This is a genomic window from Brevundimonas sp. GW821-FHT12E07, from assembly GCF_058807035.1.
Genome location: NZ_JBXAQH010000003.1, coordinates 165,371 through 181,496, shown reverse-complemented (window position 1 = coordinate 181,496; position 16,126 = coordinate 165,371). Strand labels below are relative to the sequence as shown.

Annotated in this window: 18 protein-coding genes; 12 read left to right on the top strand and 6 right to left on the bottom strand. The window is 67.6% G+C overall.

Annotated elements, in window-relative coordinates; translation table 11 throughout:
• Positions 1-33: 33 nt before the first annotated feature.
• Complete coding sequence (locus tag AC1ROD_RS12625; RefSeq protein WP_492948615.1) at positions 34-2,136, top strand: S9 family peptidase; 2,103 nt, start codon at positions 34-36, stop codon at positions 2,134-2,136.
• Positions 2,137-2,213: 77 nt separating this feature from the next.
• Here the strand turns inward: AC1ROD_RS12625 and AC1ROD_RS12620 are convergent, their stop codons facing one another.
• Positions 2,214-2,534 (bottom strand): hypothetical protein, encoded by a 321-nt coding sequence (locus tag AC1ROD_RS12620; RefSeq protein WP_492948614.1) that lies wholly within the window; start codon positions 2,532-2,534, stop codon positions 2,214-2,216.
• Positions 2,535-2,748: 214 nt separating this feature from the next.
• Between AC1ROD_RS12620 and AC1ROD_RS12615 the strand changes: the two genes are divergently transcribed.
• Together AC1ROD_RS12615 and AC1ROD_RS12610 are read left to right on the top strand one after the other, a co-directional pair.
• The gene (locus tag AC1ROD_RS12615; RefSeq protein ID WP_492948613.1) at positions 2,749-4,800 is read left to right on the top strand and encodes an AsmA family protein; all 2,052 of its coding nucleotides are present in this window, start codon (positions 2,749-2,751) and stop codon (positions 4,798-4,800) included.
• A 75-nt stretch (positions 4,801-4,875) separates the two neighbouring features.
• A complete protein-coding gene (locus AC1ROD_RS12610; RefSeq protein WP_492948612.1) occupies positions 4,876-5,736 on the top strand; it encodes an alpha/beta hydrolase in 861 nt (286 codons plus the stop codon).
• Here AC1ROD_RS12610 and AC1ROD_RS12605 read toward each other — a convergent pair.
• Entirely contained in the window at positions 5,733-6,626 is an 894-nt protein-coding gene (locus tag AC1ROD_RS12605; RefSeq protein ID WP_492948611.1) for an SDR family oxidoreductase, read from the bottom strand. The genes AC1ROD_RS12610 and AC1ROD_RS12605 overlap by 4 nt on opposite strands.
• Before the next feature lie 98 nt (positions 6,627-6,724).
• Between AC1ROD_RS12605 and AC1ROD_RS12600 the strand changes: the two genes are divergently transcribed.
• Complete coding sequence (locus AC1ROD_RS12600; protein WP_492948610.1) at positions 6,725-7,552, top strand: helix-turn-helix transcriptional regulator; 828 nt, start codon at positions 6,725-6,727, stop codon at positions 7,550-7,552.
• 46 nt (positions 7,553-7,598) lie between these two features.
• On the top strand, positions 7,599-9,044 hold the full coding sequence (locus AC1ROD_RS12595) for an AMP nucleosidase (RefSeq protein ID WP_492948609.1): 1,446 nt from the start codon (positions 7,599-7,601) through the stop codon (positions 9,042-9,044).
• 50 nt (positions 9,045-9,094) lie between these two features.
• On the opposite strand, the gene AC1ROD_RS12590 is transcribed toward AC1ROD_RS12595, so the two are convergent.
• Positions 9,095-9,850, bottom strand: coding sequence for an SAM-dependent methyltransferase (locus AC1ROD_RS12590; RefSeq protein WP_492948608.1), 756 nt, complete (start codon positions 9,848-9,850; stop codon positions 9,095-9,097).
• A gap of 110 nt (positions 9,851-9,960) precedes the next feature.
• On the opposite strand from AC1ROD_RS12590, the gene AC1ROD_RS12585 reads away from it, so the two are divergent.
• From AC1ROD_RS12585 to AC1ROD_RS12565, 5 genes are read left to right on the top strand one after another with little or no spacing between them, the layout of a single operon-like run.
• Positions 9,961-10,533, top strand: coding sequence for a hypothetical protein (locus tag AC1ROD_RS12585; protein ID WP_492948607.1), 573 nt, complete (start codon positions 9,961-9,963; stop codon positions 10,531-10,533).
• A gap of 23 nt (positions 10,534-10,556) precedes the next feature.
• Positions 10,557-11,189: a hypothetical protein gene (locus AC1ROD_RS12580; RefSeq protein ID WP_492948606.1), complete on the top strand. Its 633-nt coding sequence runs from the start codon at positions 10,557-10,559 to the stop codon at positions 11,187-11,189.
• Complete coding sequence (locus AC1ROD_RS12575; protein ID WP_492948605.1) at positions 11,189-11,491, top strand: winged helix-turn-helix domain-containing protein; 303 nt, start codon at positions 11,189-11,191, stop codon at positions 11,489-11,491. Before AC1ROD_RS12580 ends, AC1ROD_RS12575 begins: the two co-directional genes overlap by 1 nt.
• Positions 11,492-11,510: 19 nt before the next feature.
• A complete protein-coding gene (locus AC1ROD_RS12570) occupies positions 11,511-12,293 on the top strand; it encodes a tyrosine-protein phosphatase (RefSeq protein WP_492948604.1) in 783 nt (260 codons plus the stop codon).
• A complete protein-coding gene (locus AC1ROD_RS12565; RefSeq protein ID WP_492948603.1) occupies positions 12,290-13,633 on the top strand; it encodes an anthranilate synthase component I family protein in 1,344 nt (447 codons plus the stop codon). Before AC1ROD_RS12570 ends, AC1ROD_RS12565 begins: the two co-directional genes overlap by 4 nt.
• On the opposite strand, the gene AC1ROD_RS12560 is transcribed toward AC1ROD_RS12565, so the two are convergent.
• Genes AC1ROD_RS12560 through AC1ROD_RS12550 form a run of 3 tightly spaced genes read right to left on the bottom strand, consistent with a single transcriptional unit; the run spans position 13,623 to position 15,176 of the window.
• The gene (locus AC1ROD_RS12560; protein ID WP_492948602.1) at positions 13,623-14,180 is read right to left on the bottom strand and encodes a TadE/TadG family type IV pilus assembly protein; all 558 of its coding nucleotides are present in this window, start codon (positions 14,178-14,180) and stop codon (positions 13,623-13,625) included. The two genes, AC1ROD_RS12565 and AC1ROD_RS12560, sit on opposite strands and share 11 nt — an antisense overlap.
• Before the next feature lie 29 nt (positions 14,181-14,209).
• Positions 14,210-14,755, bottom strand: coding sequence for a TadE/TadG family type IV pilus assembly protein (locus AC1ROD_RS12555; RefSeq protein ID WP_492948601.1), 546 nt, complete (start codon positions 14,753-14,755; stop codon positions 14,210-14,212).
• A gap of 4 nt (positions 14,756-14,759) precedes the next feature.
• Positions 14,760-15,176 carry a pilus assembly protein N-terminal domain-containing protein gene (locus AC1ROD_RS12550; protein ID WP_492948600.1) on the bottom strand — a complete coding sequence of 139 codons (417 nt, stop codon included), beginning with the start codon at positions 15,174-15,176 and terminating at the stop codon, positions 14,760-14,762.
• Between the two features lie 264 nt (positions 15,177-15,440).
• Here AC1ROD_RS12550 and AC1ROD_RS12545 point away from each other — a divergent pair, with 264 nt between their 5' ends.
• Both AC1ROD_RS12545 and AC1ROD_RS12540 read left to right on the top strand, forming a co-directional pair.
• On the top strand, positions 15,441-15,623 hold the full coding sequence (locus tag AC1ROD_RS12545) for a Flp family type IVb pilin (protein WP_492948599.1): 183 nt from the start codon (positions 15,441-15,443) through the stop codon (positions 15,621-15,623).
• Positions 15,624-15,882: 259 nt separating this feature from the next.
• Positions 15,883-16,065, top strand: coding sequence for a Flp family type IVb pilin (locus AC1ROD_RS12540; RefSeq protein WP_492948599.1), 183 nt, complete (start codon positions 15,883-15,885; stop codon positions 16,063-16,065).
• Positions 16,066-16,126 lie beyond the last annotated feature (61 nt).

Below are 16,126 nucleotides of genomic sequence, written 5' to 3'. Positions count from 1 at the left end.
CGCCTGCCGCATCAGTTCTCAAGGACACGCTCGATGCGTTATCGCTCCCTGCTCTCCGGCGCCTGCGCCGCCCTCGCCCTGACGACGGCCTCGATGGCCATGGCCGAGGTGCCCGCCGCCGTTTCCGCCGCCGCCGCTGCGGCTCCCAGCGACGCCTTCACCTATAACGACATGATCGGGCTGAACCGGATCGGCGATCCGCAGGTCTCGGCCGACGGTCGCTGGCTGGTCTATGCCCTGACCGCGACCGACGTCGCCGCCAACAAGCGTTCGGGCAGCCTGTGGATCAAGGATCTGCAGGCCGATGGCGAGGCGCGCCGCCTGGCCATCTCCGACGACGGCGCCAACTCGGCGCGCTGGGGCGCCGACGGCCGCCTCTACTTCCTGTCGTCCAAGTCCGGGACCAGCCAGGTCTGGAGCGCCGCCGCCGACGGGACGGGCGCGACCCAGGTCACCCGCCTGCCGCTGGACGTCAACGCCTACAAGCTCAGCCCCGACGGTGCGAAGATCGTCGTCTCGCTGGCCGTCTTCGGCGACTGCGCCGACCTGCAGTGCTCGGTCGACCGCTTCAAGGCCAACGCCGAGAAGAAGTCGACGGGTCAGGTCTATGACCGGATGTTCGTGCGCCATTGGGACACCTGGGCCGACGGCACCCAGAACCACCTCTTCGTCGTGCCCACCGCCGGTGGCGACGCCGTCTGGGTGACCAAGGGCTTCGACGGCGACAATCCCTCCAAGCCCTTCGGCGACGAGAGCGAGTTCACCTTCACCCCCGACAGCTCGGCCATCGTCTTCTCGGCCCGCCACGCCGGTCATTCGGAGCCCTGGAGCACGAATTTCGACCTCTACCAGACCCGTGGCCTGACCACCGGCGACGGCAACTTCACCAACCTGACCGAGGCCAACAAGGCCTGGGACACGGGCGCGGTCTTCTCGCCGGACGGCAAGACCCTGGCCTATCGCGCCATGGCCCGTCCGGGCTTCGAGGCCGACAAATATTCGATCTTCCTGCGTGACGTCGCCACCGGCCAGACCCGCCAGCTGGCCGCCGACTGGGATCGTTCGGCCGACGGCCTGCAGTGGTCCAGGGACGGCTCGACCCTCTACACCACCGCCGGCGACGTCGGTCAGACACGTCTGTTCTCGATCAACGTGCGCTCGGGCCAGGTCGTGCCGATCACCGGCCCCGGCCACGTCGCGGCCTTCGTCCAGACCCCCTCGGGCTTCATCTTCCAGCAGGACAGCCTGACCGAGCCGGGCGACCTCTACGCCAAGACCTTCCGCGGCCGTGAGATGCCGCGTCGCCTGACCCATGTGAACCCGTCGCTGGACGAGAAGGTCTTCGGCGCCGCCGAGCAGTTCACCTTCGCCGGCTGGAACGGCGAAGAGGTCCACGGCTATGTCATCAAGCCCGCCGGATACGTCGAAGGCCAGAAATACCCGGTCGCCTTCCTGATCCACGGCGGCCCGCAGGGCTCGTTCGGCAACGGCTGGTCCTATCGCTGGAACCCGGAAACCTATGCCGGCGCCGGCTATGCCGTCGTGATGATCGATTTCCACGGCTCGACCGGCTACGGCCAGGCCTTCACCGACGCGATTTCCCAGCACTGGGGCGACCGTCCGTTCGAGGACCTGCAAAAGGGCTGGGCCGCCGCGCAGCAGAAGTACGGCTTCCTCGACGGCTCCAACGCCTGCGCCCTGGGCGCCTCCTACGGCGGCTATATGATCAACTGGATCGCCGGCAACTGGCCGAACGAATTCAAGTGCCTGGTCAACCATGACGGCGTCTTCGACACCTTCGGCATGGGCTATTCGACCGAGGAGCTGTGGTTCACCGAATGGGAATACGGCGGCACGCCGTGGGATCACCCCGAGGGCTATCAGAAGTTCAACCCGGCCAATCACGTCGACCAGTGGAAGACGCCGATGCTGGTGGTCCAGGGCGACCGTGACTTCCGCATCCCGACGGCTCAAGGCCTGTCGACCTTCACGGCCCTGCAGCGTCGCGGCATCGACAGCCGCCTGATCGTCTTCCCCAATGAGAACCACTGGGTGCTCAAGCCGGCCAACAGCTTGCAATGGCACAATGAGGTATTCGGCTGGCTGGACAAATACCTGACGCCCGCCGCCCACTAGTCAGGCGATCCGCCGACACGAAAAAGGGCGCTGCCGCGAGGCAGCGCCCTTTCTTTTTTGGCCTTGTGGCCGGGTCTTTAAAGCGCCGGGCGGGGCGTCGCGGCACGAGACGTGCGCGGCGCGGTGGCCTGGGTCAGCCGCTGGTGCTCGCCCGCAGTCATGCAGCGCGCTTCGGCCCAACGCTCGCCCGAAGCGCGGGCGGCCAGGACCTGATCGGCGGTGACGAACTGCGGAGTGCCGCCGTAATTCCGGCGGAAGGCCGCCTGGGTCAGGGCGTCGCGTTCGCAGACGGTGACGTTGATCCGGGCGGGAGCCTGGGTCGTCTGGGCGGCGAAAGCAGGCGCGGCGGCGCTGAGAAGGGTCGCGGCGGCGACGGCGAAGGTGGTGAAACGGTTCATGGCGGGCTCCTCCCAAGGCCTGAATTACGTCAGGGTCCGGAGCATAATGCGCGCGCCGCCGCCTTTGTAAAGGTATTACGACAGCGACAAGACCAAAGTACGACAAATACTCCCCAAACGGATCATAATCGGCACGCCGGGCGATCAATCCGATCCCCGGATGGCGCCAATCCCCGCCTTGATGCGTTGATGCGGTTCGCCCCGGATCGACGATTTGCCCAACGACTTGAAAAACAGCCTGAACTGGCGCGGCTTCCAGCAGAACGCCCTCGTCCCCGCCGGGGCGCGGGCGGTGCAATGGCGCGACTGGATCAAGGCCAACGACCCCGTCTACCGGTCCTTCCGCCGCCCCGGCCCGACAGAAAAAATCGTCGGCGGCGTGGCGCTTCTGCTGGTCGCGGCGGTGGTGATCTTCCTGCTGCTGTTCGACTGGAACATGCTGCGCGGCCCGATCGGTCGCTGGGCCTCTGCCAAATATGAGCGCGAGATCGCCCTGCAGGGCGACCTGGACGTCAAGCTGTTCAGCTGGACGCCGTCCGTCGTGGTGCGCGACCTCAAGGTCGGCGGTCCGCAATGGGCCCTGGACAAGGACACCGCCGACATCGACCGGATCGAGGCCTCGGTTCGGCTGAGAAAGCTGCTCGCCGGCCAGATCGAGATGCCGCTCCTGTCCTTCACTCGCCCGGAGGTCGTGCTGATCGCCACCAAGGACGGCAAGAACAGCTGGACCTTCGGCAAACCCAAACCCGACACCGGCGAAGGCATGAAGTTGCCGGTGATCCAGCAGCTGATCATCACCGGCGGCCACATCGTGCTCGACGAACAGAAGCGCGGCCTGACGCTCGACGCCTCGATCAATGCGCGTGAGACGGCCAACGAGGGCGACGCCGGCTTCGTGCTGGACGGAAAGGGCAGTCTGAACCGCTCGCCCCTGACGCTGCGGATCGAGGGCGGACCCTTCATCAACATCCGCCGCAACAGGCCCTATCACTTCAGCGCCAACCTTTCGGGCGCGCGCTCGCGGCTGGTCGCGGACGGTTCGATCACCCGACCGTTCGACCTGGGCCAGTTCCAGTCGACGCTGAGCCTGCAGGGCCAGGACCTGAACGACCTCTATCTGCTGACGGGCATCACCCTGCCCAACACCCCGCCCTACCGCCTGTCGGGCGCCCTGAAACGCGACGACAGCACCTGGAGCTTCAACGACTTCTCGGGCCGGGTCGGGGCGTCGGACCTGTCGGGTGACGTCAAGGTCGAGGCCAAGGGCCGGCTGCGGGTAGACGCCCAGCTGGCGTCACGCAACCTCGACATCAACGACCTGACCGCCATCCTCGGCGCAAAGACCCAGACCAATGCGGCGGGCACCAACACCACGACCGTCAGCTCCGGCGCGCCCGGCAAGCTGCTGCCCGACGCCACCCTGCAGGTCGACCGTCTGCGCTCGATGGACGGGACCCTGACCTATCGCGCCGCCACGGTGAAGGCCAACGACCTCGACATCCGCGCCGTCAATCTGGGAGCCAAGCTTGAGGCAGGCGTCCTCGACCTGAATCCGGTGTCCTTCACATTCAACCGTGGGGAGCTGAACGGCACGGCGAAGATCAACGCCACCCGTGACATGCCCTACAGCGCCATCGACTTCCGTCTGGCCGGCTATCCGCTGGAATCCATCATCCCCGTGACCAACGGCTCGCCGCCGATCACCGGCCGCGCCCTGGGCCGGGTGAAGCTGGAAGGGCCCGGGAACTCGATCCACCGGTTCGCGGCGGGGTCCAAGGGCACCGCCACCCTGATCGTGCCGCACGGCGAGATGCGGGCCGCCTTCGCCGAACTGCTGGGCATCAACGCCTCGGCGGGCCTGCTCAAGCTGCTCAGCGGCGACCAGTCCAAGAGCGAGATCCGCTGCGCCGTCGCCGACTTCAACGTTTCCGGCGGCGTGGCCCGCGCCCAGACCTTCGTCATCGACACCGATGTGGTGCTGGCCAAGGGGTCGGGTTCGATCAATCTGGGCGACGAGACGCTGAATCTGAAGATCGACGGCGAGTCCAAGAAGCCGCGCCTGTTGCGCCTGTGGACGCCCATCCTGGTGCGCGGCCCGCTGACGGCGCCCCATATCGCCGTCGATGCGGCCTCGGTCGTCGGTCAGGGCGGCCTGACGGCCATCCTCGGCGCCGTCGTCGCCCCGGTCGCGGCCCTGTTCGCCTTCGTCGATCCGGGTCTGGCCAAGGACGCGGACTGCGGCGCCCTGATCCAGCACGCCGGATAATTTTGAGAATGGTTGAGCCGGACCGCGCCGCCGTGCGTATCTGCGGCCTGATCTTCTTCGCCTGACAGAGACTCCATGACCCGCAGAGGCATTCTCGCCGCCGGCCTCGGCTCCCTCGCTGCCGCCTGTTCGCCCCTGGGCATGCTCAACACCCTCGGTCCGCGCGACCGGGGCGTGGGCCGGGTCGCGCGCGACCTGTCCTATGGCGACGACCCTCGCCAGAAGTTCGACCTCTACGGCCTGAAGTGGAGGCCGGGCGAGCCCACGCAGCCGGTCATCGTCTTCTTCTACGGCGGCGGTTGGGATTCGGGGTCCCGTACCCTCTATGGCTGGGCCGCCCAGGCGCTTGCGGCCAAGGGCTTTCTCGTCGCCCTGCCCGACTACCGCGTCGTGCCCCAGGTCGTCTTCCCGGCCTTCATCGAGGACGCCGCCCAAGCCACGGCGAAGGTCGCCGAGGTCGCTGGCCAGTACGGCGGCGATCCTGACCGTCTCGGCGTCGCGGGCCATTCGGCGGGCGCCCATCTGGCCATGATGATCACCCTCGACCGCCGCTACATGGCCGCCGTCGACCAGCCGAATCTCATCAAGGCCGCCGCCGGTCTGGCCGGGCCCTATGAGTTCCTGCCGTTTGACGTCCCGGCCTCGATCAACGCCTTCGGCCGGGCGCCCGACCCCACCCTGACCCAGCCGGTCACCTTCGTACGCGCCGACGCCCCGCCCCTGTGGCTCGGTCATGGCACGGCCGACACCGTGGTCCATGACGAGGACACGATCATCCTCAACGACCGGATGCACGCGGTCGGCGGGCGCTCGGAGGCCAAACTCTACCCCGGCCTGAACCACGCCGACCTGATCGCGACCTTCTCGCCTCTGTTCAGGAAGAAGGCGCCGGTGCTGGACGACCTCAGCGCCTTCTTCCACCGCGAGCTGGGCTAGACCGCCGGATAGTCCATCGCCTTGAGGTCGGCGATCAGGCCGGGTCCCTTGGGAGTCCAGCCAAGCGCATCGCGGGTCAGGACGCTGGACGCGGCCATGTCGATGCCCGCGAAGATCGCCATCCAGCCGAAATGCGCCGGCGCCTCTTCCGGCGTCAGGCTGACCACCGGCAGGTTCAGACCCGCGCCGAGCGCCTCGGCGATCGCGCGGGCGGTGACGCCTTCCTCGGCCACGGCGTTGTAGCGGGCGTTCTTCGCGCCCTTGTCCAGCGCCAGACGGTACAGTTGGGCGACGTCCGACACATGGGCCGCCGACCAGCGATTGGCGCCCTCGCCGACATAGGCCGACACGCCCTTCTCGCGCGTGATCTCGACCAGGGGCGTGATCAGCCCCTGCTTCACCGTGTCATGGACCTGCGGCAGCCGGATCACGCGCACATCGACGCCCGCCGCCTTGAGCGCTTCGCCGGCCTCTTCGGAGGCAATACGGGGATTGGGATGCGAGCGGTCGAAACGGTCCTCGGTCGCCAACCCGCCATGTCCTCCGCCGCCCATGCCCACGCCCGAGGTGATCAGGAAGGGCCGGTCAGAGCCCTTGAGCACCTCGCCCATGGCCGCGATCACGCGCCGGTCCTTCTCGCAGTTGGCGACGAAGTTGGAGAAGTCGTGGTCGAAGGCCGTGTGGATCACGGCGTCGGCCGCAGCCGCTCCGGCGCGCAGACTGTCCAGATCCTCGATGTCGCCGCGGTGGGGTTCGGCCCCGGCGGCGGTCAGGGCGGCGGCGCCCGCCTCGGACCGGGTCAGGCCCAGCACCGAATGGCCCGCCCCGATCAGCTCGGGTACGATCCGGGCGCCGATGAAGCCGGTCGCACCGGTCAGGAAAACACGCATGGAAACTCTCCGTCTTGTCTGGAGAGCGTTCTGGGCGCAGATTTGATCCTGTTAAAGTAGTGACCTTATCCCGGTATAATGACCACCCGGATCCTTGCATGACCGCCGAAGCCCCCAACCGTCTCGGAGATTATCTGAGAGGTCGCCGCGCCCGGATGGACCCCGCCGCCCTCGGCTTTGCCGTCGGCCGGCGTCGCACGCCCGGCCTGCGCCGCGAGGAGGTCGCCCAGCGCGCCAACATCAGCCCGACCTGGTACACCTGGCTCGAACAGGGTCGCGGCGGCGCCCCGTCCGCCGATGTGCTGGACCGGATCGCCTCGGGCCTGATGCTGACCGAGCCCGAGCGGGAGCATCTGTTCATCCTCGGCCTCGGCCGCCCGCCCGAGGTCCGCTACCGCGCCGTCGACGGTGTCAGCCCGCGCCTGCAGCGGGTGCTGAACGTCATGACCCACAGCCCGGCCATCGTGAAGAACGCCACCTGGGACGTGGTCGGTTGGAACGCGGCGGCGGCCGCCGTCCTGACCGACTATTCGAAGCTGCCGCCCGAGCGCCGCAACGTCCTGCGGCTGATCTTCTCGGACTCGCGGGTCAAGGCGGCTCAGGAGGACTGGTGGAAGGTCGCCCGCTTCGTGGTCGCCGCCTTCCGCGCCGACGCCGCGCGCGCAGGCGCGGGCGCCGAGATCGACCGGCTGGTCGAGGAGCTGTCGCGCCAGAGCCCGGAGTTCGAAACCCTGTGGAAGGAGGTCGACATCGTCGCCCACGGCGAGGGCTTCAAACGACTGCACCACCCCGAACTGGGCGTACTGGAACTCGAGTTCTCCACCTTCGCCGTCGAGGGCCGGCCCGAACTGGCCATGGTCGTCTACAACCCGGTGAACGACGCCGATGCGGAGCGGATCCGGGCGCTGGTGGCGTCGCGGAACTGACGCTCCCTCCCCTCGCCAATGTCATCTTCTTCCGTTAGAGGAGGCCATGACAGAAACGATGACAGCTCAGGCGGCGCTGGACCGCCTCGAAACCCTCTACACCCAGTCCGTGGCCAATCTCCGCAGTGCGGTGCGCCACTTCCTCGCCACCGGCGAACGGGCCGACGCCGAAGCCCGCGCCAAAGGCCTCTTCTCCTATCCCTCGCTGAAGATCAGCTGGTTCGGCGACCGACCGGTCGACCTGCCCATTCGCGCCTATGCCCGGATGTCGCGTCAGGGGGTCTATGCGACCACCGTGACCCGGCCCGACCTGTTCCGGTCCTATCTGCACGAGCAGCTGACCCTGCTGGAACAGGACTATGGCGCGACCTTCGAGGTCGAGCCCTCGACCCAGGAAATCCCCTTCCCCTATGTGCTGGACGGGTCCGACGTGGTGCTCAACCCGTCGCAGACGGCGGCCATCGCCCGCTATTTCCCGACCACCGACCTGGCCCATATCGGCGACGAGATCTCCGACGGCCTGTTCGATCCGGACGAGGACTTCCCCCTGTCGCAGTTCGACGGCCTGAGGACCGACTTCTCCCTGGCCCGGCTGCGCCACTACACCGGCACCCCGGTCGAGGACGTCCAGTCCTATGTCCTGTTCACCAACTACAACCGCTACGTCGACGACTTCGTGCGCTGGGCCTGCCAGCAGCTACGCGATCCCGACAGCCCCTATGAGACCCTGTCCTGCGCCGGCGGGATGGTCATCACCCGCGAAACCGCCGATCCCGAGGCCGCCGTCATGGACGCCGCCTGGAAGAAGCACCAGATGCCCGCCTATCACCTGACGGCGCCGGGCGCGACGGGAATCACCCTGGTCAACATCGGGGTCGGGCCGTCCAACGCCAAGACCATCTGCGACCACCTGGCCGTCACCCGGCCGCACGCCTGGCTGATGATCGGTCACTGCGGCGGTCTGCGTCCGACCCAGACCATCGGCGACTACGTCCTGGCCCACGCCTATCTGCGCGAGGACCATGTGCTGGACGCCGTCCTGCCGCCGGACATTCCGATCCCCTCGATCGCAGAGGTCCAGCGCGCCCTCTATGACGCGGCCAAGATCGTCTCCGGCGCGCCGGGCGAAGAGGTCAAGCGGCGCCTGCGCACCGGCACAGTGGTCACCACCGACGACCGGAACTGGGAGCTCCGCTATTCCAAGTCGGCGCTGCGCTTCAACCAGTCGCGCGCCGTCGCCATCGACATGGAATCCGCGACCATCGCGGCGCAAGGCTACCGCTTCCGCGTCCCCTACGGCACCTTGCTGTGCGTCTCGGACAAGCCGCTGCACGGCGAGATCAAACTGCCGGGCCAGGCCAACCGCTTCTATGAGGGCTCCATCTCGGAACACCTCCAGATCGGCATCCAAGCCATCGACATCCTGCGTCAGGAAGGCTCGCGCCTGCACTCCCGCAAGCTGCGCGCCTTCGACGAGCCGCCTTTTAGATAAAGGGCGCTAGCGCTCGCTGCGCGGCAGCTCACTGCTTGAGCGCGTGTCCGTCAGGACGCGGGCGGTTGGCGCAGCAGATAGAGGCCGAAACCCAGCGCCCCCTCGCCGAAGTCGAACATCAGCTTCAACTGATGCGCCCGGCTCCGGATCGAGGCGGCCGCCGGGTGGTCGGGATGGGTGTCCAGCCAGACCTCGACCGCCGCCATCATGGTCATACGGTAGCGGTTCCAGAGTTCGGGCGAGGACACCTCGGCCGAGACGACCTCCAGCCCTGCGGCCTTCGCCGCCGCCTGCCAGCCCGCGTGGTCGGCATAGGTGTTGTTCAATTCGACGATCTGCCTCAGGGGCTGCGACGGCTCCGAAATCCAGACCAGATCGCCCCACAACAGCCAGCCGCCGGGCGTCAGCCGCCGCGCGAGCCCTTTCAGCATGCCACGCGGATCACGCACCCCGCCGCCGATGGGCTCAGTCGTCCCCAGTGCGACGATCAGGTCGAACGGCCCGCCGGCCTCCAGCACCACATCCGAGCGCGCCTCATGCAGGATGATCTGGCAGGACGCCTCGGAGGCCTCGATCCGCGACCGCGCCAGCTCGGCCATGGCCGGATCCAGCTCGACCGAGGTCACCTCGAACCCGAACACTTCGGCCAGGCTGATCGCGACCGCCCCGTTGCCGCTGCCGATGTCCAGCACCCGGGCGTGGGGCGGCAGGCCAGTGGCTTCGACCGCCGCCTCCAGCGTCGACATCTCGACCGCGTTGCAGACGTCCAGAGCCTCATAGGCGATGCGATGAAAGGTCGGGCGCATGCCCCTTGAATAACCTGCACGGCAGGATGTCTCCAAGAGGATCGTGAAAAGCACTTTACATCCCAAAGTGAATGACGTACCCATCCGTCATCAACCGAGGGGGACATCCCGTGACCGCCACCGCCTATTCCGATCCGTCGTCCATCACAGCCGAGCCGACGCTCGCCGTCTGCGCCGGCCGCGTCATGACCCTGGCGGGTTCGGTCTTCGCCGCCGCCAACCTGTTCCAGTTCGGGGTCTACAGCGGCCTGCTGCACCTGCATCCGGCGACCCTGTCGCTGAGCTGGCCCATCGCCCTGGCGATCTTCTTCACGGTCCTGGCGCGGCTGCGCGCCGGCGGCGGCGCCAATGGCCGCCGGGTCGCCCTGTGGTCGCGCATGGCCATCGGCGCCCAGATCCTGATCGCCCTGGCCTTGCTGGGCCTCAGCCTCCTCCGCCACGACTTCACCTTCATGTACTGGACCTCGCCCGTCGGCCTCGTGATCTACGGCCTGGCCTGGATGACGGCGACGGTTCGCGGAGGCCGCGGCTGGATGGTCGGCCCGTCTCTGGGCGCCTTCGTCGCCGCCGGGGTGGTGATCTCCCTTCTCGGAACCGCTCCCGCCTATCTGGCCTACGCCGCCGGCCTCATCGCCTTCGTCCTCATCCCCGGCCTTTGGCTGATGCTGGGCCACAAGGCCTGAATCGCTCTAGAGAAGATCAGAACATGACCGACGACACCGATAACCGCCCCGCCGACCTCGCCTTCCTGCGCGGCCTCGCCGAGGAAGGCGCGAACGCCCCGCTGGGCGGCGGCCGCATCCTGATGGCCGCCGGCATCGTCTACGGCCTCGCCAGCCTGAGCCAGTGGGCGGCGATCATGGAGCTGGCGCCCTTCTCTGTGCGTCAAAGCAACTGGATCTGGCTGGCCGCCACCGCCGTCTTCCTGGCGCTCGTCGTCGTCGACAAGATCTTCTGGTGCCCGCCGACAGGCGTGAAGACCGCCGCCAACCGCGCGGCGCGCGCGGCCTGGTCCTGCGTCGGGGCCGGCATCTTCGCCAGCATCGCCTCGATGGCCGCGGTCAGCTGGCAGTTGGGCGAGGCGGGGTCGGTCTTGCTGTGGCTGCTGCCGTCGTTGATCATGGTGTTCTACGGCCTCGGTTGGGGTGTGTGTGCGGCGATGTTCCGGTCCCGGCGCCTGCTGTGGCTTTGCATCGCCTCCTTCGTGGCGGCGCCGGTTCTGGGCTTCATGACGAACTCTCCGGCCCTCTATCTGGCCTATGCCCTGGCCCTGTTGGTCCTGATGGCCGTGCCCGGCTTCCTGCTCATGCGCGCCGCCAGCCGGGCCCCGACAGCCTGATGGCCGAGGATTTCGACATCGGCCGCATCGACGACGTCATCCACGGGCGGGTGCGTCTGGGCATCATGGCCGTGCTGGCCGGAGTGGACAGCGCCGACTTCAACACCCTGAAGGCCCGGCTCCAGACCACCGACGGCAACCTCTCGGTCCACTTGAGGAAGCTGGAGGAGGCGGGCTTCGTCGCCGTCGAGAAAAGCTTCCAGGGCCGCAAGCCCCTGACCCAGGCGAAGATGACCGAGGCGGGCCGCACCGCCTTCCTCTCCTATCTGGACGCCATGGCCGGGCTGGTGCGCGACCGCTGACCGGCCCTATAGAGCGGGCATGAGCACCGATCGTCTGCGCCGTCTCGAGACCCTCGACAACCTCCGCGACTACGGCGACTACGCCGTGGCGGGCGGCGGCCGCATCAAGTCGGGCCGGCTGATCCGTTCGGCCCATCAGTCGCGCATCAGCGACGCCGACCTGGCGGTGCTGGGCGAATACGGTTTCGGGACCATCGTCGACCTGCGCCGCCCGATCGAGCGCTCGAAACAGCCCTCGCGCCGCTACGCCGGTTTCGACGGCCGGGTGATCGAGAACGACCTCGACGCCGTGGGCGAGGCCCCGCACATCACCTTCCTGAAGTCCGCCGACCTCACCCCGGATTCCGGCCGCCGCTTCATGACCGCCCTCTATGGAGAGATGCCCTTCGCACCCTCCCACCTCGAAATCTTCGCCCAGTATTTCGAGGTCCTGGCCGAGAGCGACCGGCCGGTCCTGATCCACTGCGCGGCGGGCAAGGACCGCACCGGCATGCTGGCCGCCCTGACCCACCACCTTCTCGGCGTCAGCCGCGACGATCTGCTGGAAGACTATCTGCTGACCAATGTCGCCGTGGACCTCGAGGTCCGTGCGCCGGACATCGCCCTGCAGATGCAGAAATTCACCGGCCGCCTCGCCGCCCCCGACGCCGTCGTCGCCTTCATGGGGGTGGAGGCCGCCTATCTGGACGCGGCCTTTGCGGCCATCGACGACCGGCACGGCTCGCTCGACGCCTATCTGGAACAGGCCCTGGGCGTCGACGCCGCCCGCCGCGAGCGGATCGCGGAGCGGCTGACCGCATGACGGACCGCGGTCAGGCGCCCCTCGTCCAGGTCCACCGCCTTCTCCCCTGGGTCTCGCCCCTGACCGTCGCCGCCGGGCTCGCGCACCGTGACGGAGCCCTGTGCCTGCTGTCCGATCCGACGATCCCCGGGAGCCGCTCGTTCGTCGCGGCCGATCCCGATCGGCTGACCGTCTTCGAGAATGTTTCCGGCGACCTGTTCGCCCCCCTCGACGCCCCCGACTGGCGCGACGGCGGGGTGATCGGACTGGCCGCCTATGACGCCGGCGCCCGCACCGCGACCGGGCCGCGCGAGACCGTCTGGCCCGACCTGGTTCTGGCCCGCTATCCGGCCCTGGCGGTGTTCGATCACGATGCGGGACGCCTGAGCCTGATCGGCTGGGGCCGCGACGCCACCGAAGCCGAGGCCGCCTGCGACGCCGCCGAGGTCTGGATCGGCGCGGCTGTGACGCCCGTCCTCCCCCCCGCGCCCGCGCCCGCCCTGACCCCCGACGCCCCACCGCAGGCCTATCGCGACGCGGTCGCCGAGGTGGTGTCGCGCATCGCCGCCGGCGATCTGTTCCAGGCCAACATCGCGCGCGGCTGGAGCGGAACGCTGAACTCCGATGCCGATCCGTTCGACGTCTTCCTGCGCCTCACCCTGGGCGAGGACGGCGCCCGCGCCGCGCCCTACGGCGCCTTCTGGCGGATCGGCGACCGGGCCCTGGTGTCCAATTCGCCCGAGCTCTTCCTCGCCCTGAACGCGGCGACCGGACGCATCGAGACCCGGCCGATCAAGGGCACCCGGCCGCGCGATCCCGATCCCGCCATCGACGCCGCCCACGCCCGGGCGCTCTCGGCCAGCGCCAAGGACCGCGCCGAGAACCTGATGATCGTCGATCTGATGCGCAACGATCTGGCCCGCGTCTGCCGCCCCGGTTCGATCGTCGTGGATCGGCTGTTCGAGATCGAGAGCCACCCGACCGTCCACCATCTGGTCTCGACCGTCAGCGGGACCCTCGCGCCCGGTCTCGGCCCGGCCGAGGTGCTGGAAGCGACCTTCCCGCCTGGCTCGATCACCGGCGCTCCCAAGCATCAGGCCATGAAGGTGATCGCGTCGCTGGAGCCGCCGCGCGGCGCCTGGTGCGGTTCGCTGTTCGTGATCGATGAAGACGGCGACCTGACCGCCTCGGTCCTCATCCGCACGGCGGCCTTCGAACGGATCGAGGGACGCTGGACCTTCCGCACCCAGGCGGGCGCCGGCATCGTCGCCGACAGCGATCCGGAGGCCGAACTTCAGGAAACCGAGGCCAAGATCAGCGCCCTCAGGCAAGCGCTGACGGGGCGCGCCCTTACTTCGTAGGGCAGTTGCTGCAACCGACCGTCTCGACGCGGCGGGGGCGTTCGTAGAAGACGCTCGAGAATTTGGTCACCGACGGCAGCAGGAATTTGACCGGCGAGGCGTAGTCATAGGTGGTCTCGGCCATCACCACGCTCTCGCCGTTGGCGATCATGTCGGTGGGTACGGTCACGACATCCTTGGGCGTGTAAGGGGTGGTCCCGCTGGCCCGGCTCCAGTCGACCTTGGCCACGCCCTTGGAGTCCCGCGTCACGCTCGACACCCGGGCCGTCAGGGTCGTCGTGGAGAAGGGCTTCATGACCAGGGCCCCGATCGCCAGGATGTCGTCCAGCTCGTCCATCGTGACCACATCCGTCTGGGCCACGAGGTCGGCGACCGCGGACGCGCTGTGTTGCAGCCGCTTCTGGGACATATAGCCCTGACAGAATTCGGCCAGGCCGAAATAGAAGGCGATCATCAGGGGCGCGATCAGGGCGAATTCGACGGCCGAGACGCCCCTCCGGTCGCCGGCCAGACGCATCAGAAAGCCGGCCGGGCGCTCGCGTTTCACATCGGCTCGCCGGCCGCTCGTTGCCCCGGTCATTGGTTGTACGGCTCGTTGCGGAAGGTGGTGGTCGCCGTCAGCATGGTCGCGCCGCTGCCCTGCAGTCTGGACAGCGACTGGGCCATGAAGGGCGTGACCAGCGGCTGGGAATACCAGACGCGGATCAGCATCAGGCTCCCGGGCTGGCCGGTCACATAGGTCAGGCCCGAACTGTCGAACGTCTTGCCGTTGGCCAGCGGATCCGGCGGATTGGCGTTGCGGAATTGGGTGATCTCGCGCACGTCGACATTGGCGCGCGACGAACAATTGGCGCTGAAGATGCTCATCCTCGAGCACAGGGCCGTCTTGAACTGGTCGGCCGTGAGCTTGGAGTTGGCCGCCTGACCGGTGCGGATCAGACGCCCGGTCTCGACGGTGGCGTTCTCGAGAATGGAGTCCGTCACGAAGATCAGGCCGATCTCCATGATGGCGAACAGCATGAAAAAGAACGGCAGGGCGACCATCGCGAACTCGACCGCCGCCGACCCGTCGCGCGAGCGGCGGCCCTCAGGAGTCGAGGTGAGGCGGCGCAGACGTTTCATCGGACTAGGGCGTCGGGGTCGCCGAGGCGCCGGCGCCGTTCGAGCGGATACTCGGCGAGCAGGACGAGGCGCAGGCCATTTCGGTGACCTGGGCGCCGCGCCAGACCCGCACCGATCCCGACTGGCCGCCGGTCACGACGATCTGGTTCTGGAAGAGGACGCGGCCGATGGCGTCGACGGCGGTGACCTGGGTCGTGCCGTAGCCCTTGCCGGTGACGAACAGGGTGTTGGCGTCCACCACCGTCGCATCGGCGATCTGGGGATTGGCCACGATGACGGAGCTGATCGAGCCGCGCACCGAAACCCGCTGCATCGTATCGACGGCGAGGTTCATCGGAGCGGACTGGGCGAGCACCGGTCCTGCGATCCCGAGGGCCGCGACGGCGGCGACGGAAGCGAGGCGGCGGAGGGTGACGGTCATGGCAATATATCCTGCGCACGAGGCGATGCGCGCGACCATGCCCTCGAAACCTCAACAAAGTCTGAAACGAAAGAGCGCGCAGGACCTTCCTGCTTCAAGTAAACACGCCGGTAACCATGTCTTTCTACCTGAAGTGATATTTCGCTTTACTTGCATTTAACCGCGGGGCGCTACATTGATCCCGTGAATGGGGGATCCAGCGGGCGAAACCGATGGTCCCACGGTGGACACGCGAACCAGCTCGCTACGCAAAAGGAAGAGACCATGACCAAGTTCATTTCGAAGTTCGTTCAGGACGAGTCGGGTGCGACCGCCATCGAGTACGGCCTCATCGCCGCTCTGATCGCCGTCGTCATCATCTCGGCCGTGACGACCCTCGGCACCACGATCTCGTCGAAATTCCAGGCCGTGACCGACGGCATGAACGGCAAGACCACCGGCGCCTAAGCCGCGGACCTGAAATCCTGAAACCGGCGGGGGCCGGGGCGGAAACGCCCCGGCCCTTTGCTTGTTTGGCCGGAACCCACCCGCGATTTCGTTCCGGTCTCGCGAAAACTTTTTACAGTAAATGCCGCAGTAACCACTCCCGCCGACGCACTCTTAACTGCTTCAGCGCATGATCACCGTGCGTTTGGGGGTCAAGCGGGCAACCGGTCTCCCCCCAGCCATCGTTGCTCGCAAAACCGCTTTTCAAAGGGATATCACCATGACCAAGTTCATTTCGAAGTTCGTTCAGGACGAGTCGGGCGCGACCGCCATCGAGTACGGCCTCATCGCCGCCCTGATCGCCGTCGTCATCATCTCGGCCGTCACCACCCTCGGCACCACGATCTCGTCCAAGTTCCAGGCCGTGACCGACGGTATGAACGGCAAGACCACCGGCGCCTAAGCCGCGGACTTGAAGTCTTGAAATCGGCAGGGGCCGGGGCGGAAACGCTCCGGCCCCTTGC